This window comes from Acetobacterium sp. (assembly GCF_041752335.1).
Taxonomy (GTDB): domain Bacteria; phylum Bacillota; class Clostridia; order Eubacteriales; family Eubacteriaceae; genus Acetobacterium.
Window position 1 is genome coordinate 20,295 of record NZ_JBGSHG010000015.1, and the last position, 22,858, is coordinate 43,152.

The following is a 22,858-nucleotide window of genomic DNA, read 5'->3' on the forward strand; positions in this document are numbered from 1 at the left end:
AGATCGACAAAGCCTGTTTTAAATTCTTAAGCTTTTCGCCACTACACAAAAAGCCCCGCCAGGGATTTTTGGCATCCAAGGCAGAGCTGGTGTTTCTTTTTTTGTATTTTTAATTAATTTTATTCAGATCCTTCATTCAAACCCCAAGTTTGTTGAAACAGCGCATCAATCCGATGGGTCAGCGTTTCGGAGCCGATCCCATAGTGCCCTTCATCGACCTGCTTCACCGGCATGATTTCCATCAGCGAATTGGTGATAAAAACCTCATCAGCAGCCAGCAATTGGGCGCTGGTATAATGCCCCTCTTCAATCGGGATAAGATTGGCTTTTAGCAGCTGAATCACCCGATTTCTGACAATTCCGGCCAGCAGCCCGCAATCCCTTGAGGGGGTACAGACGGTTCCGTTTTTGATCAAAAAGAGATTGGTCATGCAGCCTTCAGCCAGATAGCCCCGGGTGTTATAAAAAATCGCTTCGGAAAAACCGCGGGCCTTGGCCTCATTTAAAATCAGCAGATTCTCCAGATAATTGTTGGACTTGATCGTCACCAGCCGGGATGTTTCATTACGCACCGCATCATTGGTACAAATTTTCAGGCCCTGCTCAAACATCTGGCGGTCGTAATGATTTTCCCGGGCCGTGATCAAAAGGTTATCGGCTTTTAGCCCCTTACTAAGGGTAACCCGCAGCCCGCCCCGAGCGATCTCATTTTTTGCGATGATCTTCAAACAGTCCGTCCGGATCTGATCAGGTTGAACTGTCAGATTAAGCCCCATCACCAGGGCACTCTGCTTCAAGCGCTCCATATGATCCGCAAAGAAAACCAGTTTTCCACGAACCACGTTGATCGTTTCAAACACCCCATAGCCATAAAGAAAGCCCTGATCCAGCGGCATCTGGAGTTTCTTTGAAATTTCTCCGTTATAACTGACGTAGTCCATTTTTAATACCGTTTCAATGCGTCCATCAGGGCTCGGCCCTTATCGAATGTTTCTTGATACTCAGACTCGTTGTCGGAATCCCAGACGATTCCGCCGCCGACCTGAAAATAGCCTTTACCATCCTTGCAGACAATCGTCCGAATAACGATATTGAGATCGAGATCGCCATTGAAACCAATATAGCCAATCGAACCGGTATAAATGTTTCGCTGGGTCGGCTCCAGTTCGTCAATAATCTCCATCGCCCGGATCTTTGGTGCCCCGGTTATCGAGCCGCCGGGGAAGGTGGCTTTGACACAATCGATGGCATCGAGATCGTCTTTTAATTCGGCTGTCACCGTTGCGACCAGGTGAAAAACGGTCTGATACGTTTCCAGCTTGAACAATTCCGGTACCTTAACGGTGCCGGTTTTGGCGATTTTTCCAAGATCATTCCGCTCCAGATCGACAATCATCAGCAGCTCCGCCTTATCCTTTTCGCTGTTGACCAGGGTCTCCCGGTTCGCCGCATCTTCTGCCGCGGATTTGCCCCGGGGCATGGTACCCTTAATCGGTCGGGTTTCAATATTGCGACCCTGAACCAGAATAAAACGCTCCGGTGAACTGGAGACAATCTGGCCGACCCCAAAATCGATATAGCTGGCAAAGGGCGCCGGGTTGATTTTTCTAAGTTCGCTGTATAATTCCAATGGGCTGATCTGTAAATCAGCGTTAAACCGCTGGGTCAGATTGGTCTGGTAAATATCTCCAGCTAAAATGTATTCGTGAACCGCATCCAGGGCTTTCATATATTCCGGCTTGGTGAAATTACCCCGGAATTCGATCGCTTCATTGATTTTAAAATCCGAACGGATGGCGACCCTGGGATCGCCGGCAAATTTTTTGGCTAAGCGGCTGACAATATCCGCTTCATTTTCTTCAATTCCCAGGGCGGCCACATAGGTTTTATTTTCTTTATGATCGATGATCACAATGCCATCGTAGAAACCCATAAAACAATCGGGGATACCCACATCATCGACGGCGCTGCGGGGAAACTCTTCCAGATGATGACAAAGGTCATAGGAAAAATAACCCACCGCCCCGCCGATAAACGGAAACGGGGATGGATAGTCCATCTGATATTGTTTTAATAATTTTTGCAGCTCATCAAAAGGATCTCCGGTAACCGTTTTCGTTGCGGTTTTGGTTGTAACGGTGATGGCATCCGCTTTACTGGTAAAGACCAGAAACGGATTCCCGCCGATAAATGAATAGCGTCCCAGGCTGTCCGGGTCTCTTCCGCTGTCCAGAAAGAAACTGTAGGGCTCATCTTTAAATAAAAGATAGCTTTCAAAACTGGTTAAGTCGGTTTTTATTTCTTGTATTAGCATCTTGCACCATTCGCTTTTGTCGATTGAAAAAAGTTGTCCAATAATTCCATGCCCATTTCAGTGAGAATCGCTTCGGGATGAAACTGCACCCCCTCAATCGGGTAGTCCTTATGCCGCAGACCCATGATCTCATTTTGATTGGTTCGGGCAGTAATTTCAAAAAACTCGGGAATTTCCTGATTTTCCACCACCAATGAATGGTATCGCGTCACCTTCAGGGGATTATTGAGACCATCAAACACTCCGACATTGTCATGGGCGATGGCATGAACTTTGCCATGGACCGGCTCCAGGGCTTTGGTAATCTTACAGCCAAAGGCCTGACCGATGATCTGATGGCCCAGACAAATACCCAGGATCGGGATTTCGCCCTTAAAACGGTGCACGACATCCAGACAAATGCCAGATTCGTTGGGAGTACATGGCCCCGGTGATAAAACGATCATCGACGGTGCCATCGCAGCAATCTCGTCCAGGCTGATTTTATCATTTCTCTTTACAATCACCGTTTCATTTAGTCCTTCCAGATACTGAACCAAATTGTAGGTGAATGAATCATAGTTGTCGATCATTAGAATCAATTTTTATACCTCTTGTATTAATCATTTTGTGCAGTATTGTATCATACTCCTAGGGTTCAATACAATGAATTATAGCTGGAATATTTGGTTTGAATTTCACGGTTAACCCGCCGTTTTCCTGAAATAGACTGACCAGAATTTACCCCCCAGGCAGGCCTTATGGTTCCCGCTTTGCTTTTTTCTCTGGCAAATATTATTAGCCCTATTTAATTTCAATTTGACAAAGCGAGTCCTGATGTGCTATCATGCTCCCATGTAAATAAAGCTTTTTTGGTGCCTTGAAAAAGGAGAATAGGGAAACAGGTTAAAATCCTGTAGGGACCCACCACTGTATCGTTGAGCACTTGTCATTACCACCTCACGGGAAGGGACAAACTGCGATGAAACTGACTCAGGAGACCTGCCAGAAATGATTCCATTTGGACGACGGTAAAGTTCACATCTGTATAAGATGTGAACTTTTTTTGTTTAAAACTGGAATCAGTTTACCTTTTCTATCGCCATAAAATGCTTTATAATCAAATCACAAGGAGTAAATATGAAAATTAATACCCGACAACTCGTCTTTATGGCGCTTTTAATTGCCCTCTCTTTTGTAGGTGCGCAGTTAAAAGTTTTTGGCACGATTGCCTTCGATTCACTGCCGGCTTTTTTAGGTACCCTGTTAATGGGCCCGGTGGCTGGCGCCATTATTGCTATTATCGGCCATCTCTTAACCGCTCTTACCTCAGGATTCCCAATGACCATACCCGTTCACCTTGCCATTGGCCTGGGAATGGGGCTGATCATGGTGGCCGCCTGGTATAGCTATATTTTTGTTAAAAAAGCAGCTAACGAAATCGTTGGCCTGATTGTCAGCGTTATCGTTGCCGCCATCTGCAACGGCCCGATCCTGCTGTTACTGTGTTCGCCACTGTTAGTTCCGATGTTAACCTGGCCCGGCCTCATTGCCATGATGTTTCCCCTGGCCCTGGTCGGTGGTATCAATGCCCTGATTGCCGCCCTTGTCTTTAAAGCGTTACCGCTGTCGGTTAAAAATCAGGTATCTTCAGTAACCTCAGCCCAGGCATAGACAGAAGATAGCTAAAAACCGCTGCAGCAATAACGAAGTAACTCGCCAAGCCCGGGGCACTTTCACTATTACGCAAAGCCAATCCCCGAAAGGAGAATCTTATGAAAACTTATCAATATCGTGACCTGTCGGTCATTGAGCTTCCCGATTCCCTCCTGGTCACTGCCTGTGACAGTAGCGGCGGCGTCGGGGAAAAGCCTGGCGATGAGTTGTGTGTTCCGACCAAATATATCTCCATTTTTGCCGCCCGGGTGTGTCTTTTTGAACAGCTGGCCTGCGGCGCCCGGATTATCGGTCTCTCCAATACCATCGTCGGGGAGATGCAGCCCACCGGCGCAGCCCTGATCCAGGGTATTCGGGAAGAACTGGAGCGGGCCGGGATCGGGCATCTGCCGATTAATGGATCAACGGAAGAAAATTTCAAAACCTGTATGACCGGCTTTGGCATTTTTGTGATCGGCATGGCTGAGCGATTACGCATCACCCCCTCCGTATCCGGGGATGTGGTGATCTGCATCGGCAAACCCAAATACGGTGCTGCCCTTGTTGTCGATGGCGATCCGGAAATCGCTAATTATCAGGATCTCCGAACCTTAACTTCAAATCCTGCAGTCAATGAGATCGTCCCCTGCGGTTCCAAGGGAATTTTATACGAGGCCGCCAATCTGGCCGCTATTTATCATCTCCGCTTTCAAACTGTGCCCAATGATCTGAATATAACAGATTCTTCCGGACCGGCAACCACCGTGATTGCCAGCGTCAAACCTTCGGGTTTATCCGGACTAACTGCCGTCTTCAAGGATAAATTGACAGTTATCGGCCATTTCAGATAAATACCTTCAAACAAAAAAAGACCACCTGGTATTAAGGGTGGTCTCTTTTTTAAGGGGAGGGGTAATTATATTTTAGTTTGTCCAGACGTCACAAAAATCCAAATAAACGTAAAATCTAGGGTTTGAATATCATATACAAAATGCTTGTTACTTTAAATTTTTTGCGGCCGCTTTCCGGCTTTTCTTCAACGCTGATCTGATCATTTTCTGATCCCTCAGCGGCAGACTTTTCATCACATTCCGGCACCTTGATAAAACGATTAATTAAAAACGCCACAATGATCCCAAATGTTGTTTCTAAAAGCCTTAAGATTGCCAGCATATAAGTACCCGCATCCTGGGGATAGCTGGTCATCAGAATGAGAAACACCACAACGGTAATGACGATGGCACCAGACTTATTGATAGTATTGCACAAGTAAATCAATCCCATAATTCCCACCGGAATGATGAAAACATAGGCAAATTGATAGGGGATTAAGCTGGCTATAAAAATGCCGAGCATTCCCACTGCTCCTCCAAAGACGGTTCCTAAAATTCGATTCCAACCCGTTTCAATGGAATTTTCAATGCTCGGTCCCATCGTAATCACGGCTGCAATAGCTGCAACCAGCGGATTGAATTCCGGGCCCATGATGGCAAATACCACCACACAGATGAATACTGCCAGCACCGTTTTTATGTTTCTCATACCAATAGCTGGCAGATGACATAATTTCATGATCTTTTTGCTCCAATTATTTGTTTGACTTTTACTCAGGTCATTTTGTTCCCACTAAAAATCGCGGTTCAAAACGTTTCTTTACCTAGAGTATACTCCCATATTAAATTATGTCAATAGAGTAATCATTTTCAGACTGATGTAATAGTTTTCACACCGCATCTCTTAAGCAAACTCACAGATTTTTTAAGTTCTTTGCCTTCCGAATCTCCCCCATGGCAACTCGTTTTTCGCGCACCGATTTAAGCCGGGTGATCAATTCTTCCTTTTCATCCAATCGGATCATTTCTTTCATCGCTTCCAGACTGGCCTCAAATTTCTCGATCTGGTCCAATAGGTTTTTACGGTTGCACATAAACAGCTCGGTCCACATCGGTGCATTGATCATGGCAATCCGGGTCAGATCACCAAAACTGCCGCCCTCAAAATCAGTGATCGAGAGATCATCCTCGCAATCCACTAAGGCTGCCGCGATCACATGACAGAGCTGGGAGGTAAAGGCTATTTTTTGGTCGTGGATTTCGGTGGTGGTTTCGACAATATGGTTAAATCCCAAATCGGTAACAATGTCCCGGATCAACTCAATATTTTCCGGTTGATTGGTAGGTAACGGGGTCAGAATATAATTCCGATTTTTAAAAATCCGGTCATCGGCCCCGCCAAAGCCTTCTTTTTCACTGCCGGCCATCGGATGTCCGGGAATATAATCAATATCTTTACGCAACAGATTTCCCAGATTTTTAAAAACCACTTCTTTGACCCCGATAATATCCGTAACAATCGCCCCCGGTTTGAAGTCTTCCATATAGAGGGCTAAAAACGCCAGGGTGTCCATCGGTGTCAAACAGATAAAAACCAGATCACAGCGGGGCAACATTTTTTGCAGCCCCACCGAATCCCAGACCCCTTCATCAATCACACCCTGAGCCAGGGCCTTGTCGATAACCGCCGGGTTTAAATCATACGCCCAGATTTCTCCGGGCCCCTGTTTCCTGAGTCCCATGGCCAGCGCCCCGCCCATCAGACCCAGGCCGATAAAGCCAACGATGGAATCTTCTCTTTTTTTCATTACATCACCTTGTTCTCAAATTCAGCGTATTTTTTAACCGTAATCATGATTTTATGGAATTGTTCCGGGGTAATCGACTGTTCGCCATCACAAAGGGCTTCTTCAGGATTATTATGGACCTCAATCATCACTCCATCGGCGCCGGCGGCAATGGCGGCCTTCGTCAATGCTTCAACGGTCCAGGATAGCCCAGTGGCATGGCTGGGGTCAACGATAATCGGCAAATGGCTTTTTTGTTTGAGCACCGGGATGCAACTGATATCCAGAGTATTGCGGGTGGCGGTTTCAAAGGTCCGGATCCCCCGCTCGCACAAGATGACCTTTTCGTTTCCTTCTTTCATGATGTACTCGGCCGACATCAGGAATTCCTGCATCGTCGATGACATCCCCCGTTTTAACAGAATTGGCTTATCTATTTTTCCCAATTCCCGGAGTAAATCAAAATTCTGCATATTTCTGGCGCCTACCTGGATTACATCGACATCTTCAAAAGCCGGCAATTGTTCCAATGACATCAGTTCGCTGACAATCGGAAGCCCGGTCTCTTTTCTGGCGATTTTTAACAATTCCAGTCCTTCAAAACCCAGTCCCTGAAAAGCGTATGGCGAAGTTCGCGGTTTGAAGGCGCCCCCACGCAGAAAGGTAGCTCCGGATTCCTTGACCCTTTTGGCAATCTCTACCACCTGTTCTTCACTTTCTACCGAACAGGGGCCGGCGATTACGGTGATGGTTCCTTCGCCAACTTTTCGGCCTTTGACGTTAATGATGGTATCATTGGGATGAAAAAGACGATTGGCTTTCTTATAAGGTTCCTGAACCCTGAGCACATTCTCCACAATACGATTTGAACGGATTTTTTCCACATCAGCCAAGGTTGTATCCCCTACTATTCCCAGAATGGTGTGATCCACACCTTTTGAATAATGAATGCTTAATCCCTGTGTTTCGATCATTTTAATTAACCTCTGAATATCTTCTTCTTTGGTGTTGGGTTTAACGACTATTATCATTTTTTCCTCCATTATTTTACTCACTGACCACGCAGTTTTTTTATCTTCGGTGCACCGAAGACCACCGGAAACCGGTCTACTGATTTCCCGTGATTCGCAGGCAGTCGCCAAATTGCTAGCATGATATTTGACCTTTGCCTTGCGAAAAAAAAAGAGACTTCCTAAGAAGCCTCCTAAAAATCAACTTTTATTCAATACACCTGTATCGCTAAAAATTTCTCATGGGTTGGGATTCTCAAAGGGACTTAATTTATTACACGCAAAATAACCAAAGCTAAAGAACCAATAGCTTTGGGTGTTAACGTAATAATATTCATTTAAGTTTCTTTTTAACTCTTCCATGATATTCCTCTCAGGACACCCTACAGATGAGAAAATAAACTTCTCCACAACCTTGTTGACCTGTAACGTGTATTTTGATTTATTATAGACCTTATTTTTATTAATGTCAAACGAATAGTTATGAATAATTGTTAATTTTTCATTCTTTGTTTTACGTATTGACAAAGCCCGGTTATTCATGTTATATTGCATATTATTCCTACTTGAATTATATGTATTTTATAAACAAAAAAATCCAAGGAGATACGATTATGAAAGATACCCGCAAATTTGAAACCCTCCAGCTTCATGGGGGTCAAAATCCTGATCCCACCACCCACGCAGTGGCAGTGCCGATTTATCAGACCACCTCTTACGTTTTTGACAACAGCGAACACGCTCAGCGGCTTTTTAGCTTAGAAGAACCGGGAAACATCTATACCCGGATCATGAATCCCACTACCAGTGTTCTGGAAGAGCGGATGGCTCTTTTAGAAGGCGGCGTTGGCGCTCTGGCTTTTGCTTCCGGCTCGGCAGCTATTACCGCAACAATCCTGAATATTACCGGTACCGGTGATGAACTGGTTGCCGCATCCACTCTTTATGGGGGCACCTATAATCTCTTTAATGCCACGCTGCCCCGGCTCGGTATTAAAACAACTTTTGTTAACCCGGATGATCCCGAAAATTTCCGCACCGCCATCAACGAGAATACCAAGGCCATTTATATCGAATCACTGGGGAATCCGGGTATTAATATTGTCGATGTTCAAGCAGTGGCTAAGATCGCCCATGACAACGGGCTGCCGCTGATCGTTGACAACACCTTTGCCACCCCCTATTTATTCAGACCATTGGATTTTGGTGCCGACATTGTCGTTTATTCAGCCACCAAATTTATTGGCGGACACGGCACCACCATCGGCGGCATCATCGTTGACGGCGGCACCTTTGACTGGGCCGGCAGCGGCCGCTTTCCGGTGTTCACCACCCCGGATGCCAGCTATCACGGCATTACCTACGCCACCGATATCGGCGCCGCAGCCTTTATTGTCAAAGCCCGGGTGCAACTACTGCGGGATACCGGCGCCTGCATCAGTCCGTTTAATGCCTTTCTGCTGTTACAGGGTCTGGAAACCCTGTCTCTGCGCCTCGATCGCCATCTGGAAAACACCCAGAAAGTTGTCGCTTTTTTAAGTGATCATCCTCAAGTTACCTGGGTGAACTACCCCGCTCTTTTTGGCAACCCCTATAAGACACTTTCCGAAGAATACTTTAAAAAGGGCCCCGGCTCAATTTTTACCTTTGGCATCAAAGGGGGCATCGCAGCGGCCCGGAAATTCATTGACAGCCTGACCCTGTTTACCCACCTGGCCAATGTCGCCGATGCCAAATCACTGGTGATCCATCCGGCTACCACCACCCATTTGCAGCTCTCCGGAGACGATCTGATTGCCGCCGGAATCACCGAAGATATGATCCGTTTATCGATCGGTCTGGAACACAGCGATGATATCCTGGCTGATCTCGATCAGGCTTTAACCAAAGCTCTTTAGTTTTTATTCAATCACCCGGAGGTGAACATATGCCAATCAAAATACCCAATAGCCTGCCCGCCAGTCAGATTCTGACCAATGAAAATATCTTTGTGATGGATGCTGACCGGGCCAGTCACCAGGACATCCGGCCCTTAAAAATTGCTATCCTCAACCTGATGCCCACCAAAATTTCCACCGAAACCCAGCTTTTGCGGTTGTTGGGAAATACCCCGCTGCAAATAGAAGTGACTTTGCTGCAAACCAAAACCTATGAAAGTAAAAACACCTCTTCCGAACACCTGGGCTCCTTCTATTGCTATTTTGAAGATGTTAAGGAGCAACGTTTTGATGGCCTCATTATCACCGGAGCCCCCATTGAAACCCTGGAATTTGAGGCGGTAGACTACTGGGATGAGCTCACCCAGATTATGGACTGGAGCAAAACCAACGTCTTTTCCACCCTGCACATCTGCTGGGGTGCCCAGGCCGGTCTTTATTATCATTATGGGATTCAAAAGTATTTATTGCCCCAAAAAGCCTTTGGTGTTTTTGAGCACCACCTGGAGAAGGGCTATGTCAAACTCTTTCGGGGCTTTGATGACAGCTTCTACGTTCCTCATTCCCGGCACACCGGGATTCACCGGGAACTCATTGATGCCCACCCGGATCTGGAGGTCATGGCCGCGTCCAACGATGCCGGGGTCTATATCGCCACCGCTCAAAATGGCCGGCAAATTTTTGTCACCGGTCATAGCGAATACGATCCCGAAACATTGAAAGGTGAATATGACCGGGATGTTTCTCAGGGAAAACCCATTAATGTCCCGATCAACTATTACCCCAATGACGATCCCACTCAGCCCCCGGTGGTACGCTGGCGGGGCCATGCCAACCTGTTATTCAGTAACTGGCTGAATTACTACGTTTATCAGGAAACTCCCTATGAATTATCGGAGGCGACATTTTAAGGGTATTATAAAAGCGCAGGTTGCCCTGCGCTTTTATTTTTCTATTTAATGACGAATTCGGTGACGGTATCGGGTTCTTCCCGGTCATCAATATAAATTTCGACGGCATAACTACCCGGTGTGGTGACCAGCTCGGCTGGAAGGATTCCCCATAGCGGGGCATCACTGACATCGCCGTTATTGATGGTGACTGAATCCACTACCTGTCCTTCTAAATACCAGACAAAGGTAATATCAGTGTCTTCCGGTGCGTTATGTAATTCAGCCGCTACATAGACATCCGTATTGACTGGAAATTCGGTAACCTTGTCAATTGGCATGGAGCTGTCATCCACTCCCGTTGTCATCACCGCATTGCTGACATTAGCGGTGGTTGAACTGCAGCTTGCCCCCATAAAAAGCACTGACACCAACATAATGGTTATGGCCAAAAGATAAAGTGTTAATTTATTTTTTTTCATGACTTTTTTCCTCCTGAATGATAATTTTTACGCGAATAGCTGGAATCCCATTTCTGCATATTATTCTAGTTTCACTGACCGCAGCTTGACTGGCTAATTGATCTGCAACCGATTTCAGTAGATGCTACCAAACCTACCCGTCCGTCCTTTTATTAAATCCCTGTTTTTCGCTTAACCCTCCCTTTTATAAAAAAGATAATCTGTTCTCGATCCAAACTATTTCCGTATACTTATTTTACCACATTTTTAACTAAATAAACATTCCCTGGTTTGCATTTCAGCAAACAAAAAACTCAAGCGAAAAATCACCTGAGTTTTTATTATTTATCCTAATTTGTCACCCTGGCTTGCTTCCGGTTTTTCAACGCCTTGATCACGTCAAAATAGCGATAGGTAATGGTTTCAATTAACGAAATGATGTCTTCTGCAGATTCCATCTCTTCCCGCTTCATAATCAGCGCATCCGCAATCAGCAGGGACAGCCGCCGGGCACAGTTTCGGCTAACCGGATTCTTGAGCACATCAAAATCAGGCAGTGGCACAATGCCGCCGACCCGACTGACAATCTGGCAGCCGGTGAAGCCACAGACCTCTTTAATATAGGTTCGCAGCAAATCATCGCGATACTCGGTGTACTCACGATACATCGGCTTGGCATCCTGATCCCAGCATTCGGTATAAACCTTTTGATATTCATGGATCAGGTCACGGATAGTGCCCAGCATTTCCTGACGATAGGCTTTCCGGGACGCTTTGGTTCCTTCTTCATGGTGGAACCAGGCAATATATTCATAAACCAGATTTCCCAGCAGATAGCCGGTATCGGATGAGGACGGCCCCATAAAGGGGTATTCCATATCGATGATTTTCATCTCGTTTTCGTCGATCATAATGTTGGAGGTGTGCAGATCACCATGAACCAGGCATTCACTTTTCTTCATGAAAATACCCCGCAGCTTCAAGAGTTCAACCCGCAGTTCCCGTTTTTCCCAGAGCAGATCACTCATGGCCAGATGATTGGGATCTCCCGGTGGTAAATCCACTTCAACCTCAATAAAAGATTCCCTGAGGAACAGGATCGTTTCCATAATGACCCGCATCTCAGGATTCATAAATTTACATTCCAGAACCTTATGGGCAATCTGATCCAAATAAATCTCGGAGGTATAGAAATTCGATTTGGCCAGGAATTCACCCATCTGTCTGGAGAATTGAGGGAACCGTTTGCCCTTGATCAACTCAAAGCGCATAATCTTAAGCCGGCCGCAATCCTCATAAATAAAGAGATTATTGTCCGGATCGAGATGATACATTTCCGGCAGATACTCTGGGGTAATTGCGGATCTTAGCTTAATGATTTCCGATTCCAGCTGATTGCGCTTGGCAGTCAGCGGCACCCCTTCGCCAAATAGCTTCAAGTAGGGTTTGGCCTGTTTGAGAATAACCGACTTTCCGGTTTCATCCCAGACCCGATAAATATGATTGACAAAGCCATCCCCATCGTCCTCCCCGCCGCCAACCTCATAAACCTCAAGCCGGGCTGCGGCCGGAAAAACATCCGTATAGGCTTTAATATATTCAATGACGGTACTGGGTGTTAAATCTTTATAGGACATCTGCTACCTCGCGATTTTAAACGGATTCAATGTTTTTACATTTTATCACGAAGAGCGGTAGAAATAAATGAACTAATTATTTGACTACCGGGAATTTTTTGTGCTAAATCTAGAGAATCAGCCGATCATAATCATCGAAGGCCTTCTTCCGGGTTAACAAAATGGAAAAGTGGATGCCAAAATAGCGGGAGATCAGAATCGCTCCCATAATCACAATCTGATAGACAATGGCTGTCATCGGCATCGAGCCGCCGAGAATCTGGCCGGTCATCATCCCCGGCAGGGAGACCAGACCAATGGTTTCGGTGGAAGCGATGATCGGATTCATGCAGGCGATAATCGCCTCTTTGTACCAGGGCAGGGTGGATTCCCACTGATTGGCTGACAAGGCCAGCTGATAATGATACTGCCGTTCATTTTGTCTTAACCCATTGTAAAAGGTATTAATCCCGATGATGTTGCCGCTGAGACTATTGCCCAGCAGCATGCCCATCAGGGGGATGTAGTATTGGGCATCAAAAATATTGTCAAGGCCAATCACAAATTGGTTGATAAAGAGAATCATCACCAGATTGGGAATCCCAAAGCCAATCAGAATCGGCACAAACTGATTTTTCATGGTCAAGCCACAGGTTTTAACAGTGGATAACCCGGCCGCCCCGACCATAAATAAAACATAGGCTGAATTAACCCAGAGGTTGTTGAATAAAAAGATATACTGCAGGAAAAAACCCACCAGCACCAGCTGGATCGTCATTCTAAACAAGGCATAAATGATCCGTTTATTGAGCCCAATTCCCAGTTTGTAATTGATGATGGCCATTGGCAACACAAAGATCAGCAGAAAAAGCGGGGTATAAAAAGGTATTTCCTGAACACCCATTACCAGATCACCTCCCGCAGTCCCCGCTTTTGATAGATATCATCATGGGAAACCACTAAAATGGTTTTATCATAGCCCAACAGCAGCTCTACCATTTTTGTCTTGAGTTCCAGATCCAGCCCGGTGGTGATTTCGTCCAGGATCCAGATATCGCGATCCAGCAGAATCCCCAGAATCAAGGCCAGCCGCTGCCGTTCCCCCCCGGACAGGGCGTCGACATTTCTTTCCAGGGTATCTTCCGACAGCGCCATCGTCGCCAGCCAGTCGCGCAACACCGTTTCCCGATAGTTTATTTGGCGGTTCGCCTGAAATTTAAACACCGCCGCAAAAACATCCCGGACAATTCCTTTAGGAATATCGGCATCCTGACTCACATAGGAAATCTTACTGCGAATGAGATTCACCGTTTCCCCAGACAGCTTAATCCCATCGACAAATATTTCACCCGCATCCGGCACCACAAATCCCAGCAGCATCTTTACCAGACTGGTTTTTCCCCGACCCGATGGGGCACAAAAAAGGACTTTTTTAAATTGCTCAATTTCCAGATTAAAGTCTGAAAAAATCATCCGCTGATCAAATTTTAACTGAATATTTCGGAATTCCAGATAAGCCATCTTTCACCTCGCGTTTAAACTCTGTTACTGCCAGACTGATGGCCTTAGCGCCAGGATACTTCCGGTTTTTTTCGGGGTACGGTTCTTTGATATTTAACATCAGGGTATCCCATTACCAGACAGGCGATCACCTCTTTGCTGTCATCAATACCCAAAAAGGCTTTGATTTTAGGATTGCCATAAGCTGCCCTGACAAAGAAACCACTGTAAAACATTCCCAATCCCTGGGCATGGATCATTAATTCCATCGAGTTGGCCGCTAATCCACCATTTATCGGAGCATCAGAAACCACTAAAAGCAAGCCCTTGGCATTGAAAAAAAGGCTTGTCGGTAATTCGGGATCGGACAAATAATCTTCATACATTTTCATCCAGCGTTTTGCATAATACTTAAATAAAGTATTTTTGTTTTGTTTATCTGCTAAAATATTTTCCCCCAGTTTATTCAGGCCTTCCAGTCCCAGCCCAGTCAGCTTCCGTATCTCATCCTGAACCACAATATATGAAACATTTTGACTATTGCTACCGGTTGGGGTAAAGCGTCCTGCTTCAATAATCTGTTCAATTTTATCCTTCTCAATGGGTTGATCTGTAAACTGACGAACCGAACGTCTGAACTTAATATAATTCAGCAGTTTGTCCGGCGTGATATCAAAGCTGTTCGCCTGATATTCTTTAACCTCTGCCATATCATAATCGCTTATACTCACCGCATCAACCGGGCAGATGGCAATGCAGTGTCCGCACTTTATGCATGTTCGATTTAGTGGTATAGCCTTGTCCTCTTTTAAAACAATATCATTGGGGAAACAATCATCAACACATGCGCCACAGCCAATACATTTTTCCTGATCAATCTTAATCATTTTTTCTTCCTTTCAACATCCGCTGAATTTCAAATCGACCTAGTTACCGGTGATAAAGAAATACAGCAATACAATCACACCCAGGACAATCCGATACCAGCCGAAGATTTTAAAGTCGTGCTTTTTGATATAGGTCATTAAAAACTTAATCGCCAATATGGAGGTGACAAAGGCCGCAATCATCCCGATCAATAAAATAAAGGCTTCCCAGAGGGTAAAAGCAAAACCGAATTTAATCAGTTTTAGAAAGCTGATCCCAAACATTACCGGAACAGCCATAAAAAAGGTGAACTCGGCAGCCACCGTTCGGGAAGTTCCCAAAATCATTCCACCAAGAATAGTAACTCCAGAACGTGATGTCCCCGGCACAATCGATAAGGCCTGAAAGGCTCCAATCTGCAAGGCTTTTTTATAGGTCAGCTGCGATAATTTGACAACTTCCGGTTGGCGCTTTTTATTGTGGTTTTCAATCACGATAAAAAGAATCCCATACAGAATCAACATCGCTGAAACCGTGATTGAATTCATAAAGTAGGTATCGAAAAGGCTGTCAAGCAGCAAATAGGCCACAATCCCGGGAATACAGGCCACCGCAATTTTTGACCAGAGAATGACAGTATTTTTCCTGATCATTATTTTTTTATCTTTAACCGAAAACGGCACCAGTTTATGCCAATAGATATAAACAACTGCTAAAATTGCCCCTAATTGAATAACATACAAAAACATTTCAATAAATGGCTCCGACATATTGAGTTTAATAACGTCATCCACCAAGATCATGTGTCCGGTACTGCTGATTGGCAACCACTCGGTTACCCCTTCCACAATCCCCAGCAGGACTGCTTTTAAAATTTCCAAAAATCCCATTTTTCCCTCTCTTTTGCCTGTAATTTTAAGTCGTTTTGTCCCACAAACGCATCACTTAGCGTTCAAACCGCGATGAAACAATCAATGAACTTACATCATTAAGTTTACTTTTTTATCCCCATAATTACAACGTTTTTATGGAATTATCAAAAAAATAGAACCTAGTCTTAAAAAAAGCCAAAGCAAAAAGATCCGGTGCTGTCTGTCAGAACAACACCGGATCCGGGCTCAAATTTTATTTGCTGGGGTCAAGCACCGATCCCATAAAGATGATGGCTCCCGTTTTACGGTCCTGGATGGCATAGAAAAAAGGTCGGTCGAATTTGAGTTCAAAGTCATAAACCGGCATGCTGGTCGTTCCAACTTCCACCGAGGTCACGGCGGCGGCTTCGGTGCCGGCCTCATCCACCTGGATAAAGGTTTTATGCTTGACATCGCTGATATAAATATCGCCAGCCGTTCCGGCTGCTGCCATCCCCGAAAAATCTGCTTTTCCTGGTTCAAAGACGATTCCCATACCCAAATCAGTTAATGCCTGGTTCAATGAATTTTCATATTCCATGGTGAACTTCGGCAGCGTCAGACTACCCTCTTTTTCTTCAAAAAGAGCCATCCAGTTTGACCAGTTATCCTGATTGAGCTGTTTTTGGAATTCACTCAGGTGGACCTCTTCATCGGGTAAAAATAGTACCATGGCCATCTGCTGCTCTTCCCCATAGGGAAGCCGCAAGGCCTGAAAACCGGCTGTTTTAAAATAATCATAAGTACCGCTCTGATACATTGTCGGCGCTGTCACGGTCTGTCCGTCGGCCAGTTTAAAACTTTGGTCGGTGGTGAGCTCCTGCTCAAAGGGACTGGTCCAGGCACCTTTGAAATAAATGGCATTAATCAGAAACATGATCGTTTCCGACTTAATCGGCGGTGTGACAATCTGATCAATGGTCCCCTGGGTTTGATCTTTGACCCATTTGTTGATTACATCGGCTGACTTGGGATCAGCGAAATCCAGCTTTTTTGCCTCAGCCTGATAATCATTCTGAACCGTCTCGACAAATGCTTCCGAAAATTTAAAATCCTCAAACATCCAGATCGAGTTGGCAATATTCAAGCTTACCTTGGGGTCAGCGGAAGTTAAAAAATAAAGCAGGGCCCGATTGTTGTTGTTGAGACTGTCAATATCAATTCCCTGAATATTCAGCGCCGTTGCCATCGCCTCGCGGGTCGCTCCGGTTGCGCCATTGTAGGCCATATCCATTGCCAGCGATACCCCCACCGGTGAAATCATCAAGTTTTCATTCCCCAGCGCCAGATTTTTGTAAAGATTAAAACCAAAATCATTGGCCTTTTCAACCATAGCCGCATCAAAAGAATTAAGCACATCCGCATCCGGTTTTGATATCGCCGTTTTTTTGCAGCCGGATGCCATCAATAATACCGCGACCAAACCAAATGCACCCATCAATACTGCTAATCTTCGTTTCATCTTCGTCCCCTTTTCATTCTTTAATCACCCATGGACTCAGTCAGCTGAGTTTTACTCTAATTGATTATCCAAAGAATTCTACCACTCCGGATTCCATGTTATACTTCCCCCCTAAAACCTTGACCCTTCCTTCACTGATCAAATTATTAATCGTTTCGCTTTGAAGGATCCGTTTGATACTGTTATCAATATTGAGGTTTTCGCATTTACTGACATTTTCTTCACCCTCAATGGCGGGATGGATTTCTTCCAATATCGAGGCAATATAACCATGCCCATGTCCCTGCATGGCTGCCGCCACCGCGCCGCAATGATTGTGTCCCAGTACCAGAACCACGGAAGTACCCAAATGACCCGCAGCGTACTCAATACTGCCCAGCTCGAAATCGCCAACTACGTTTCCAGCGGTTCGAATTACAAACAGTTCGCCAATACCGGCCGAAAAAATATGTTCCGGCGGCACCCGGGAATCTGAACAGGTCACCACCACCGCATAGGGCTTCTGACCCGCTTCCACATTTTTGATTCGAACTGTCTGGGAAACATCACCATTGTTTTTTTCCGTTTTCACAAAGTCCTGATTTCCTTTTTGCAGTTTTTTAATTGCCGCTTCAATCGTATCTTTCTTTTCGCACATAACAACCCTCTCTCAAATTTTCATATTTCCAAAAAGCGCCCCTCTACTTTATGCTTCGATCAGCACTTTTTCAATAAAAACAGCTGCTATTTTCGGATCAAACTGGGTCCCGGCACATTTTTTTATTTCAGCTACCGCTTCATCCACACTCAGTCCTTTTCGATAGGCCCGATCACAGGTCATCGCATCAAAGGCATCTGCCACCCCGATGATGCGGGCCTGAATCGAAATTTCTTCGCCAAGCAACTGTTTCGGGTAGCCTTTTCCATCCCAGCGCTCCTGATGCTCCAGCACATATCTGGCCAGCTCCGAAAATTCGCTGGACGAACTTAAAATCCGATACCCAATCTCCGGATGCCGTTGAATTTTTTTCCATTCGTCCGAATCCAGACCACCGGGTTTATTCAGTATTTTTTCATCAATGCCCATTTTTCCGATATCATGGATTAAGCCGGCAGCCTTGACCTGACTGATATCGTCCTGGTCAAAATCCATTTTGATCGCAATTTTCTCGCAGATCTCACTGACCCGTTGCGAGTGCAACATTTCCCGGCTGCTTTTTTCATAAAGGGTATTCATAATCAGATCGATGGTCTTGTTTTTAATGCTGGCGCTTTCATAAAGCTTATGCCGATACATATTGTCTTCGGCATTTTTCAATACTTCCTGGATATTTTGATCGCTACTGGTTTTGGTTTCGTAGCCCAACGAGATGGAGAAATTAATAGCCCCAACCGATTGTTCCTGGGCTGCCGCTCTCATCCGTTTGACGATTTTTGAAGTCTCGCTTTCATCTGTTTTAGGCAGCAAAATAATAAATTCATCACCGCTGAGCCGGGCCACCACATCCTGATCCCGACACTCTTCGCGGATTATCCGGGCCACCTTCTTGAGTAGCTCATCACCTAACTCATGACCAAATGATTCATTGATCAGTTTCAGTCCATTCACGTCGGAAATAACCAGGCTTAAGGGCAGATTTTCAGCTCGATCAATCGTAGCTAAAGCTTCTTCGTAATAGTGGCGGTTGTAAACCCCGGTGAGGTAGTCGTGATCACTTAAATAGCGAATCTTTTCTTCGGTCTGTTTCCGTTCGGTAATATCGGATATGATTACCGCCACCTGCTGCGGTTCAGGGGAATAGGCCACCACTTCAAAGAATTTTTCAAATTGCCGAAAATACTTTTCATAGCGCACCGATTCTCTCGTTTTTATTAATTGCGCGTATTTGGCAACCAGAAAATCTTTTGAATCCGGCATCATTTCAGTCAGCGTCTTTCCCAGAATATCCTGACTTTTAAAGCCAGTCAGCCGTTCAAAGCTGGCATTCACATACAAAAAATTACAGTCCGTTGGTTTTCCGTTTTCATCGATCAGCATTTCATGGACTGCCAGGCCCTGTTCCATTTGGGTAATCAGCCGGCGGTTGCGTTCTTCGCTTATTTTCAAACTTTCCAACAGCTCCATTGTTTTCATATGGGCCGTTTTTAGGGCGGCTGTCTTTTCTTCCACCATCTGGGCCAACCGCCCTTGTTCGTCCCGTTTTTGCCGATTCGCCGTTTTTATTTTTACCATCGCCCTAATCTGAGCCGTGAGTTCTGATTCATCGATGGGTTTGGCCAAAAAAGCCTCAGCGCCGGATTCAAGGGCCAGAATGCGATGCTCCCGATCCCCTTTAATGGCAGTGACAAAGACTACCGGGATTTCTTTGGTGCGCTTTTCAGCTTTCAGTTTTTGACAGACCTCAAAGCCATCCATTCCCGGCATTACAATATCCAGCAGAATCACATCCGGATCTTCTTCGCCGGCAATCGCTATGCCCTTCAGCCCGGTGGTGGCCGTCAACACCCGGGCTGCTGGAAAGGCCTCCCGAATCAGTGCACGCATGGTAATCAGATTGTCCTGATTATCATCGATTGCTAAGAATTTCAATAGTCTATCGGCCATAGAGCACCTCTTGGATTACTTTCAAAAACTCCCGTTCAATAATCGGTTTGGGAATAAAGGCATCAAATCCCTGAGCTAAAATGCCTTCCCGGTCCTGGGTCATAGCACTGGCTGTCAATGCGATAACGGGAATATTTTCCAACCCCGGCATGGCCCGAATCGCTTTAAAGGCCTGAACGCCATCAATTCCCGGCAGGGCGATATCCATCAAAATCAGATCTGGCACAAATTTTTTGGCGATGTCAATACTCTCCTGACCGTCAGCCGCTTCCAGTACCCGGAAATGATCGTTGAGCAATGCTTTAACGGTGATCATATTGTCGGGATTGTCTTCCACTGCCAGTACCAGTGGCTTGCGCTGATCAGTTCGGAGTTCCCAGCCCTTGGCTTTTTTGGCCCGGGCTTCCGGATAAAGCATGGAAGCGATGGCTTTTTTTAGCTCATCGCGGTTGACATCACCTTTTTGAATCAGTTGGTGAATATTGTTTCTGGTCAGATCTTTCAGCTCATCCCGGGTAATATGTTTGGCGGTCAGTATCAACACCGGCACATGGGCGGTGGGTTCTGCTTCCCTAAGGGTATGCAGCAGTTCAAAGCCATCAATTCCCGGCATCATTAAATCCAGCACCATCGCATCAGGAATAACCTCTTCCATAATTGCAAAGGCTTCTTTGGCATCCCGGGCCACTTTAATTGTATAGCCGCATTCTTCCAGCAGATCGCGGATCTGAATCACGGCCGGTTCGCTGTCTTCAACCATCAGCAGGGTTTTGGCCGCGGCATCGGCCGATGGTTTACCGGACAAATTCGGCACCTCTGCTTTCAGCGCTCGTTTAAAACCTTCCCACTCAGTTTCAGCTGCTTGTTTTATCACTTTATTATCTGACGAATAATTGATTGGCAGCGCCAGGATAAATTCAGAACCCTGACCCACCACGCTTGTTACGCTGACTGTTCCACCCAGGAGGTTGGCATATTTTTTGGCAATCGCCAATCCAAGTCCGGTTCCGCCAAACTTGCGGGAGGTGCTGCCATCCGCCTGTCTGAATTCATCAAAAATAAACGGCAGATAATTTGCATCGATACCGATACCGGTATCCTTGACCCGAATTTCAATGTTTTCACCGTCCTGACCCACGGATAGCTCAACCTGACCTATTTCGGTGAACTTAACCGCATTACCGGCCAGATTTTCCAGAATATGACGACATTTATCGCTGTCACTATTGATATAAACGGCGGTGTCTTTGGCGCCGTTTATACAGATCACGTTTTTCTCATGGGCCTGGGGCGCCAGCATTTCCACCACCTCATTGATCAATTGGTTGACATTAAAGGTGGTAATCTCAAGCTCTTCGCGGCCGGCCTCGATCCGGGAAATATCCAGAATATCATTGATCAGCGCCAGCAGGTTTTTGCCATTCCGTTCGATCACTTCCAGATAACTGTATTCTTCTTCGGGTATTTCATTTTTAAGGCGCCGGTTCAAAATCCCCGACAGGGCAATCACTGAATTAAGGGGGGTTCGTAGCTCGTGACTCATATTGGATAGAAAGTTTGTTTTAAGCTGGTTGGCATCATTGAGCTCTTTTTTCTGCATTTCCAGTTCGATATTCTGATGGATCAGCTCCACCGACTGTTCTTCCATTTCGTTCTTTTGGGCATCCAGTTCCCGATTCTGGTGCTCCAGTTTTTCGGAAAACTCTTTAATCGTCCGATAAGCCAGAATCCCTTCAATTCTGGCACTCATGGTACTGATGGTTTTTTCAATAAAATCAATGGCTTTTTGATTGTATTTGCCGATGGCTGCCAGGGACACCACCGCAATGACTTCTCCCCCAAAAATAACGGGAATGGTAATGATTTCCCGGGGCATAAACTTCCCGCTGACTGCATAAAAAGCAAATCGCGAATCCTCGGGAATGTCTTTAATATGGGTATATCGGCCACTGGCCAGCGAAGCTCCGAATTCACCTTCCAGGGTATTCCCGTCAAATGCTGCTCGACCCTTGTCATCCAGACCGATGGATTCAAAATGTTCAAACTGATTGTTACTGGCATTGAGCAGATACACCGCGACAACCTGAGAATCAGTGTAGCGGGACAGGGTATTCAGGGTTCTTCGGAAGAATTTTCGGGCGTCTTCTTCTTCCAGCATAATCTTGATGAAATTGGCGGTTCGTTCGTTGAGTTCAATGTTTTTCTGAATATCATCGGCGAGAATATTAAAAGATTCGGACAGCATTCCAAATTCATTGTTGTAATGATAGCTGCTCCTGGCGTTATGATTGCCATTCTGGAACTCATCGGTTGTTCGGGTAAGCTCATTTAAGGGTTCCTGAATATTGCGGAGTAAAATATAGCTGACCAGTGCTGATAAAACAACAATAATCAGAACCATCATCAACAATTGCATTTCTATTTTTGCAGATAAATCCGATGAACCCTGATAGAGTTCCTCGGCCTTGTTGCTGGCATAAATTTTCACCACGGCCATCTTTTCATTTAATGTTTCCCGATAAATTCCCGCCTTTTCGCCAGGCAGCAGACTTTTCCTGGCGGCTTCCAGATCGCCGGCAAGGGTAAGTTCCACAATTTCGGCCCGGGCAGTTTCCCAGTTAATATAGGCTTTATAAGCCTCATCCACGTCCTGTTTCGGGCCCAGGTACAGCTCCCGCAATATATCAAACTGGATCTGGATATCGGCATCGTATTGTTCCATTAATGCAATGGCGTTTTCACGGTCTTCCAGAGTATTTGCCAGCATCAGATCGCGTGCGCCCACCCGCATCGTGAGAATATCAGCATCCAGACGGTCAATTGCTTTGGTGACCTGAAAGGGATGATCATACATGGTTTCGGCTTGATTGACAATGGCATTCGTTTGATTAAAAACCACGATTCCCAGCGCAATCACAAAAATAAGAATGACCGCAAAACCGCTGCGAAGCTGTGTTTTTACCTTTAAATTTTTGATGTTCATTTTTTCTCCCTGGACCATTTATATGAAGTGCAACAATTCTGGAAACACAGCACAATGGTTGTTTTTCT

At 45.6% G+C, this 22,858-nt stretch carries 20 protein-coding genes and 1 riboswitch; of the genes, 4 read left to right on the forward strand and 16 right to left on the reverse strand.

The genetic code is table 11. The annotated features are described in order from the left end of the window. Positions 1–119 precede the first annotated feature (119 nt). Genes ACEW8F_RS02815 through ACEW8F_RS02825 form a run of 3 tightly spaced genes read right to left on the reverse strand, consistent with a single transcriptional unit; the run spans position 120 to position 2,895 of the window. A complete protein-coding gene (locus ACEW8F_RS02815; protein WP_373481958.1) occupies positions 120–941 on the reverse strand; it encodes an aminotransferase class IV in 822 nt (273 codons plus the stop codon). 2 nt (positions 942–943) lie between these two features. After that, the gene (gene pabB, locus ACEW8F_RS02820) at positions 944–2,314 is read right to left on the reverse strand and encodes an aminodeoxychorismate synthase component I (RefSeq protein ID WP_373481959.1); all 1,371 of its coding nucleotides are present in this window, start codon (positions 2,312–2,314) and stop codon (positions 944–946) included. Further along, the gene (locus ACEW8F_RS02825) at positions 2,308–2,895 is read right to left on the reverse strand and encodes an aminodeoxychorismate/anthranilate synthase component II (RefSeq protein WP_373481960.1); all 588 of its coding nucleotides are present in this window, start codon (positions 2,893–2,895) and stop codon (positions 2,308–2,310) included. The genes pabB and ACEW8F_RS02825 overlap by 7 nt, the downstream gene beginning before the upstream one ends. A gap of 254 nt (positions 2,896–3,149) precedes the next feature. Further along, positions 3,150–3,318, forward strand: a riboswitch (cobalamin riboswitch). 115 nt (positions 3,319–3,433) lie between these two features. Between ACEW8F_RS02825 and ACEW8F_RS02830 the strand changes: the two genes are divergently transcribed. After that, on the forward strand, positions 3,434–3,967 hold the full coding sequence (locus tag ACEW8F_RS02830; protein WP_373481961.1) for an ECF transporter S component: 534 nt from the start codon (positions 3,434–3,436) through the stop codon (positions 3,965–3,967). A 101-nt stretch (positions 3,968–4,068) separates the two neighbouring features. After that, a complete protein-coding gene (locus ACEW8F_RS02835; protein WP_373481962.1) occupies positions 4,069–4,800 on the forward strand; it encodes an alpha-ribazole-5-phosphate synthase in 732 nt (243 codons plus the stop codon). Between the two features lie 115 nt (positions 4,801–4,915). Here the strand turns inward: ACEW8F_RS02835 and ACEW8F_RS02840 are convergent, their stop codons facing one another. From ACEW8F_RS02840 to aroF, 3 genes are all read right to left on the reverse strand, one after another. Beyond that, positions 4,916–5,521: an aromatic acid exporter family protein gene (locus tag ACEW8F_RS02840; protein ID WP_373481963.1), complete on the reverse strand. Its 606-nt coding sequence runs from the start codon at positions 5,519–5,521 to the stop codon at positions 4,916–4,918. A gap of 175 nt (positions 5,522–5,696) precedes the next feature. Further along, entirely contained in the window at positions 5,697–6,590 is an 894-nt protein-coding gene (locus ACEW8F_RS02845) for a prephenate dehydrogenase (RefSeq protein WP_373481964.1), read from the reverse strand. Further along, entirely contained in the window at positions 6,590–7,600 is a 1,011-nt protein-coding gene (gene aroF / locus ACEW8F_RS02850; protein ID WP_373481965.1) for a 3-deoxy-7-phosphoheptulonate synthase, read from the reverse strand. The genes ACEW8F_RS02845 and aroF overlap by 1 nt, the downstream gene beginning before the upstream one ends. A 593-nt stretch (positions 7,601–8,193) precedes the next feature. Between aroF and ACEW8F_RS02855 the strand changes: the two genes are divergently transcribed. Together ACEW8F_RS02855 and metA are read left to right on the forward strand one after the other, a co-directional pair. Continuing rightward, positions 8,194–9,477: an O-acetylhomoserine aminocarboxypropyltransferase/cysteine synthase family protein gene (locus ACEW8F_RS02855; RefSeq protein WP_373481966.1), complete on the forward strand. Its 1,284-nt coding sequence runs from the start codon at positions 8,194–8,196 to the stop codon at positions 9,475–9,477. Between the two features lie 29 nt (positions 9,478–9,506). After that, positions 9,507–10,427, forward strand: coding sequence for a homoserine O-succinyltransferase (gene metA / locus ACEW8F_RS02860; RefSeq protein WP_373481967.1), 921 nt, complete (start codon positions 9,507–9,509; stop codon positions 10,425–10,427). A 41-nt stretch (positions 10,428–10,468) separates the two neighbouring features. Here the strand turns inward: metA and ACEW8F_RS02865 are convergent, their stop codons facing one another. The 10 genes from ACEW8F_RS02865 to ACEW8F_RS02910 all read right to left on the reverse strand — a co-directional run bounded on the left by ACEW8F_RS02865 (position 10,469) and on the right by ACEW8F_RS02910 (position 22,790). Further along, positions 10,469–10,888 (reverse strand): hypothetical protein, encoded by a 420-nt coding sequence (locus tag ACEW8F_RS02865; RefSeq protein WP_373481968.1) that lies wholly within the window; start codon positions 10,886–10,888, stop codon positions 10,469–10,471. 329 nt (positions 10,889–11,217) lie between these two features. Continuing rightward, complete coding sequence (gene mtnK, locus ACEW8F_RS02870) at positions 11,218–12,504, reverse strand: S-methyl-5-thioribose kinase (RefSeq protein WP_373481969.1); 1,287 nt, start codon at positions 12,502–12,504, stop codon at positions 11,218–11,220. Positions 12,505–12,613: 109 nt separating this feature from the next. Further along, positions 12,614–13,387, reverse strand: coding sequence for an ABC transporter permease (locus tag ACEW8F_RS02875; RefSeq protein ID WP_373481970.1), 774 nt, complete (start codon positions 13,385–13,387; stop codon positions 12,614–12,616). Next, positions 13,387–14,004, reverse strand: a complete 618-nt coding sequence (locus ACEW8F_RS02880) for an ATP-binding cassette domain-containing protein (RefSeq protein WP_373481971.1) — start codon at positions 14,002–14,004, stop codon at positions 13,387–13,389. The genes ACEW8F_RS02875 and ACEW8F_RS02880 overlap by 1 nt, the downstream gene beginning before the upstream one ends. Positions 14,005–14,048: 44 nt before the next feature. Continuing rightward, positions 14,049–14,870 carry a nitroreductase family protein gene (locus ACEW8F_RS02885; RefSeq protein ID WP_373481972.1) on the reverse strand — a complete coding sequence of 274 codons (822 nt, stop codon included), beginning with the start codon at positions 14,868–14,870 and terminating at the stop codon, positions 14,049–14,051. Positions 14,871–14,909: 39 nt separating this feature from the next. Then, positions 14,910–15,740 carry an undecaprenyl-diphosphate phosphatase gene (locus ACEW8F_RS02890; RefSeq protein WP_373481973.1) on the reverse strand — a complete coding sequence of 277 codons (831 nt, stop codon included), beginning with the start codon at positions 15,738–15,740 and terminating at the stop codon, positions 14,910–14,912. Between the two features lie 235 nt (positions 15,741–15,975). After that, positions 15,976–17,223 carry a serpin family protein gene (locus ACEW8F_RS02895; RefSeq protein WP_373481974.1) on the reverse strand — a complete coding sequence of 416 codons (1,248 nt, stop codon included), beginning with the start codon at positions 17,221–17,223 and terminating at the stop codon, positions 15,976–15,978. Positions 17,224–17,287: 64 nt separating this feature from the next. Continuing rightward, positions 17,288–17,860, reverse strand: coding sequence for a carbonic anhydrase (locus ACEW8F_RS02900; RefSeq protein ID WP_373481975.1), 573 nt, complete (start codon positions 17,858–17,860; stop codon positions 17,288–17,290). Between the two features lie 48 nt (positions 17,861–17,908). Continuing rightward, the gene (locus ACEW8F_RS02905) at positions 17,909–19,807 is read right to left on the reverse strand and encodes an HD domain-containing phosphohydrolase (RefSeq protein WP_373481976.1); all 1,899 of its coding nucleotides are present in this window, start codon (positions 19,805–19,807) and stop codon (positions 17,909–17,911) included. Further along, on the reverse strand, positions 19,797–22,790 hold the full coding sequence (locus ACEW8F_RS02910; RefSeq protein WP_373481977.1) for a response regulator: 2,994 nt from the start codon (positions 22,788–22,790) through the stop codon (positions 19,797–19,799). The genes ACEW8F_RS02905 and ACEW8F_RS02910 overlap by 11 nt, the downstream gene beginning before the upstream one ends. Positions 22,791–22,858: the final 68 nt, after the last annotated feature.

Coding starts and splice junctions, on each gene's coding strand:
- ACEW8F_RS02815 (WP_373481958.1), bottom strand. CDS start 941: ATGGACTACGTCAGTTATAACGGAGAAATTTCAAAGAAACTCCAGATG.
- pabB (WP_373481959.1), bottom strand. CDS start 2,314: ATGCTAATACAAGAAATAAAAACCGACTTAACCAGTTTTGAAAGCTAT.
- ACEW8F_RS02830 (WP_373481961.1), top strand. CDS start 3,434: ATGAAAATTAATACCCGACAACTCGTCTTTATGGCGCTTTTAATTGCC.
- ACEW8F_RS02835 (WP_373481962.1), top strand. CDS start 4,069: ATGAAAACTTATCAATATCGTGACCTGTCGGTCATTGAGCTTCCCGAT.
- ACEW8F_RS02840 (WP_373481963.1), bottom strand. CDS start 5,521: ATGAAATTATGTCATCTGCCAGCTATTGGTATGAGAAACATAAAAACG.
- ACEW8F_RS02845 (WP_373481964.1), bottom strand. CDS start 6,590: ATGAAAAAAAGAGAAGATTCCATCGTTGGCTTTATCGGCCTGGGTCTG.
- aroF (WP_373481965.1), bottom strand. CDS start 7,600: ATGATAATAGTCGTTAAACCCAACACCAAAGAAGAAGATATTCAGAGG.
- ACEW8F_RS02855 (WP_373481966.1), top strand. CDS start 8,194: ATGAAAGATACCCGCAAATTTGAAACCCTCCAGCTTCATGGGGGTCAA.
- metA (WP_373481967.1), top strand. CDS start 9,507: ATGCCAATCAAAATACCCAATAGCCTGCCCGCCAGTCAGATTCTGACC.
- ACEW8F_RS02865 (WP_373481968.1), bottom strand. CDS start 10,888: ATGAAAAAAAATAAATTAACACTTTATCTTTTGGCCATAACCATTATG.
- mtnK (WP_373481969.1), bottom strand. CDS start 12,504: ATGTCCTATAAAGATTTAACACCCAGTACCGTCATTGAATATATTAAA.
- ACEW8F_RS02875 (WP_373481970.1), bottom strand. CDS start 13,387: ATGGGTGTTCAGGAAATACCTTTTTATACCCCGCTTTTTCTGCTGATC.
- ACEW8F_RS02880 (WP_373481971.1), bottom strand. CDS start 14,004: ATGGCTTATCTGGAATTCCGAAATATTCAGTTAAAATTTGATCAGCGG.
- ACEW8F_RS02885 (WP_373481972.1), bottom strand. CDS start 14,870: ATGATTAAGATTGATCAGGAAAAATGTATTGGCTGTGGCGCATGTGTT.
- ACEW8F_RS02890 (WP_373481973.1), bottom strand. CDS start 15,740: ATGGGATTTTTGGAAATTTTAAAAGCAGTCCTGCTGGGGATTGTGGAA.
- ACEW8F_RS02895 (WP_373481974.1), bottom strand. CDS start 17,223: ATGAAACGAAGATTAGCAGTATTGATGGGTGCATTTGGTTTGGTCGCG.
- ACEW8F_RS02900 (WP_373481975.1), bottom strand. CDS start 17,860: ATGTGCGAAAAGAAAGATACGATTGAAGCGGCAATTAAAAAACTGCAA.
- ACEW8F_RS02905 (WP_373481976.1), bottom strand. CDS start 19,807: ATGGCCGATAGACTATTGAAATTCTTAGCAATCGATGATAATCAGGAC.
- ACEW8F_RS02910 (WP_373481977.1), bottom strand. CDS start 22,790: ATGAACATCAAAAATTTAAAGGTAAAAACACAGCTTCGCAGCGGTTTT.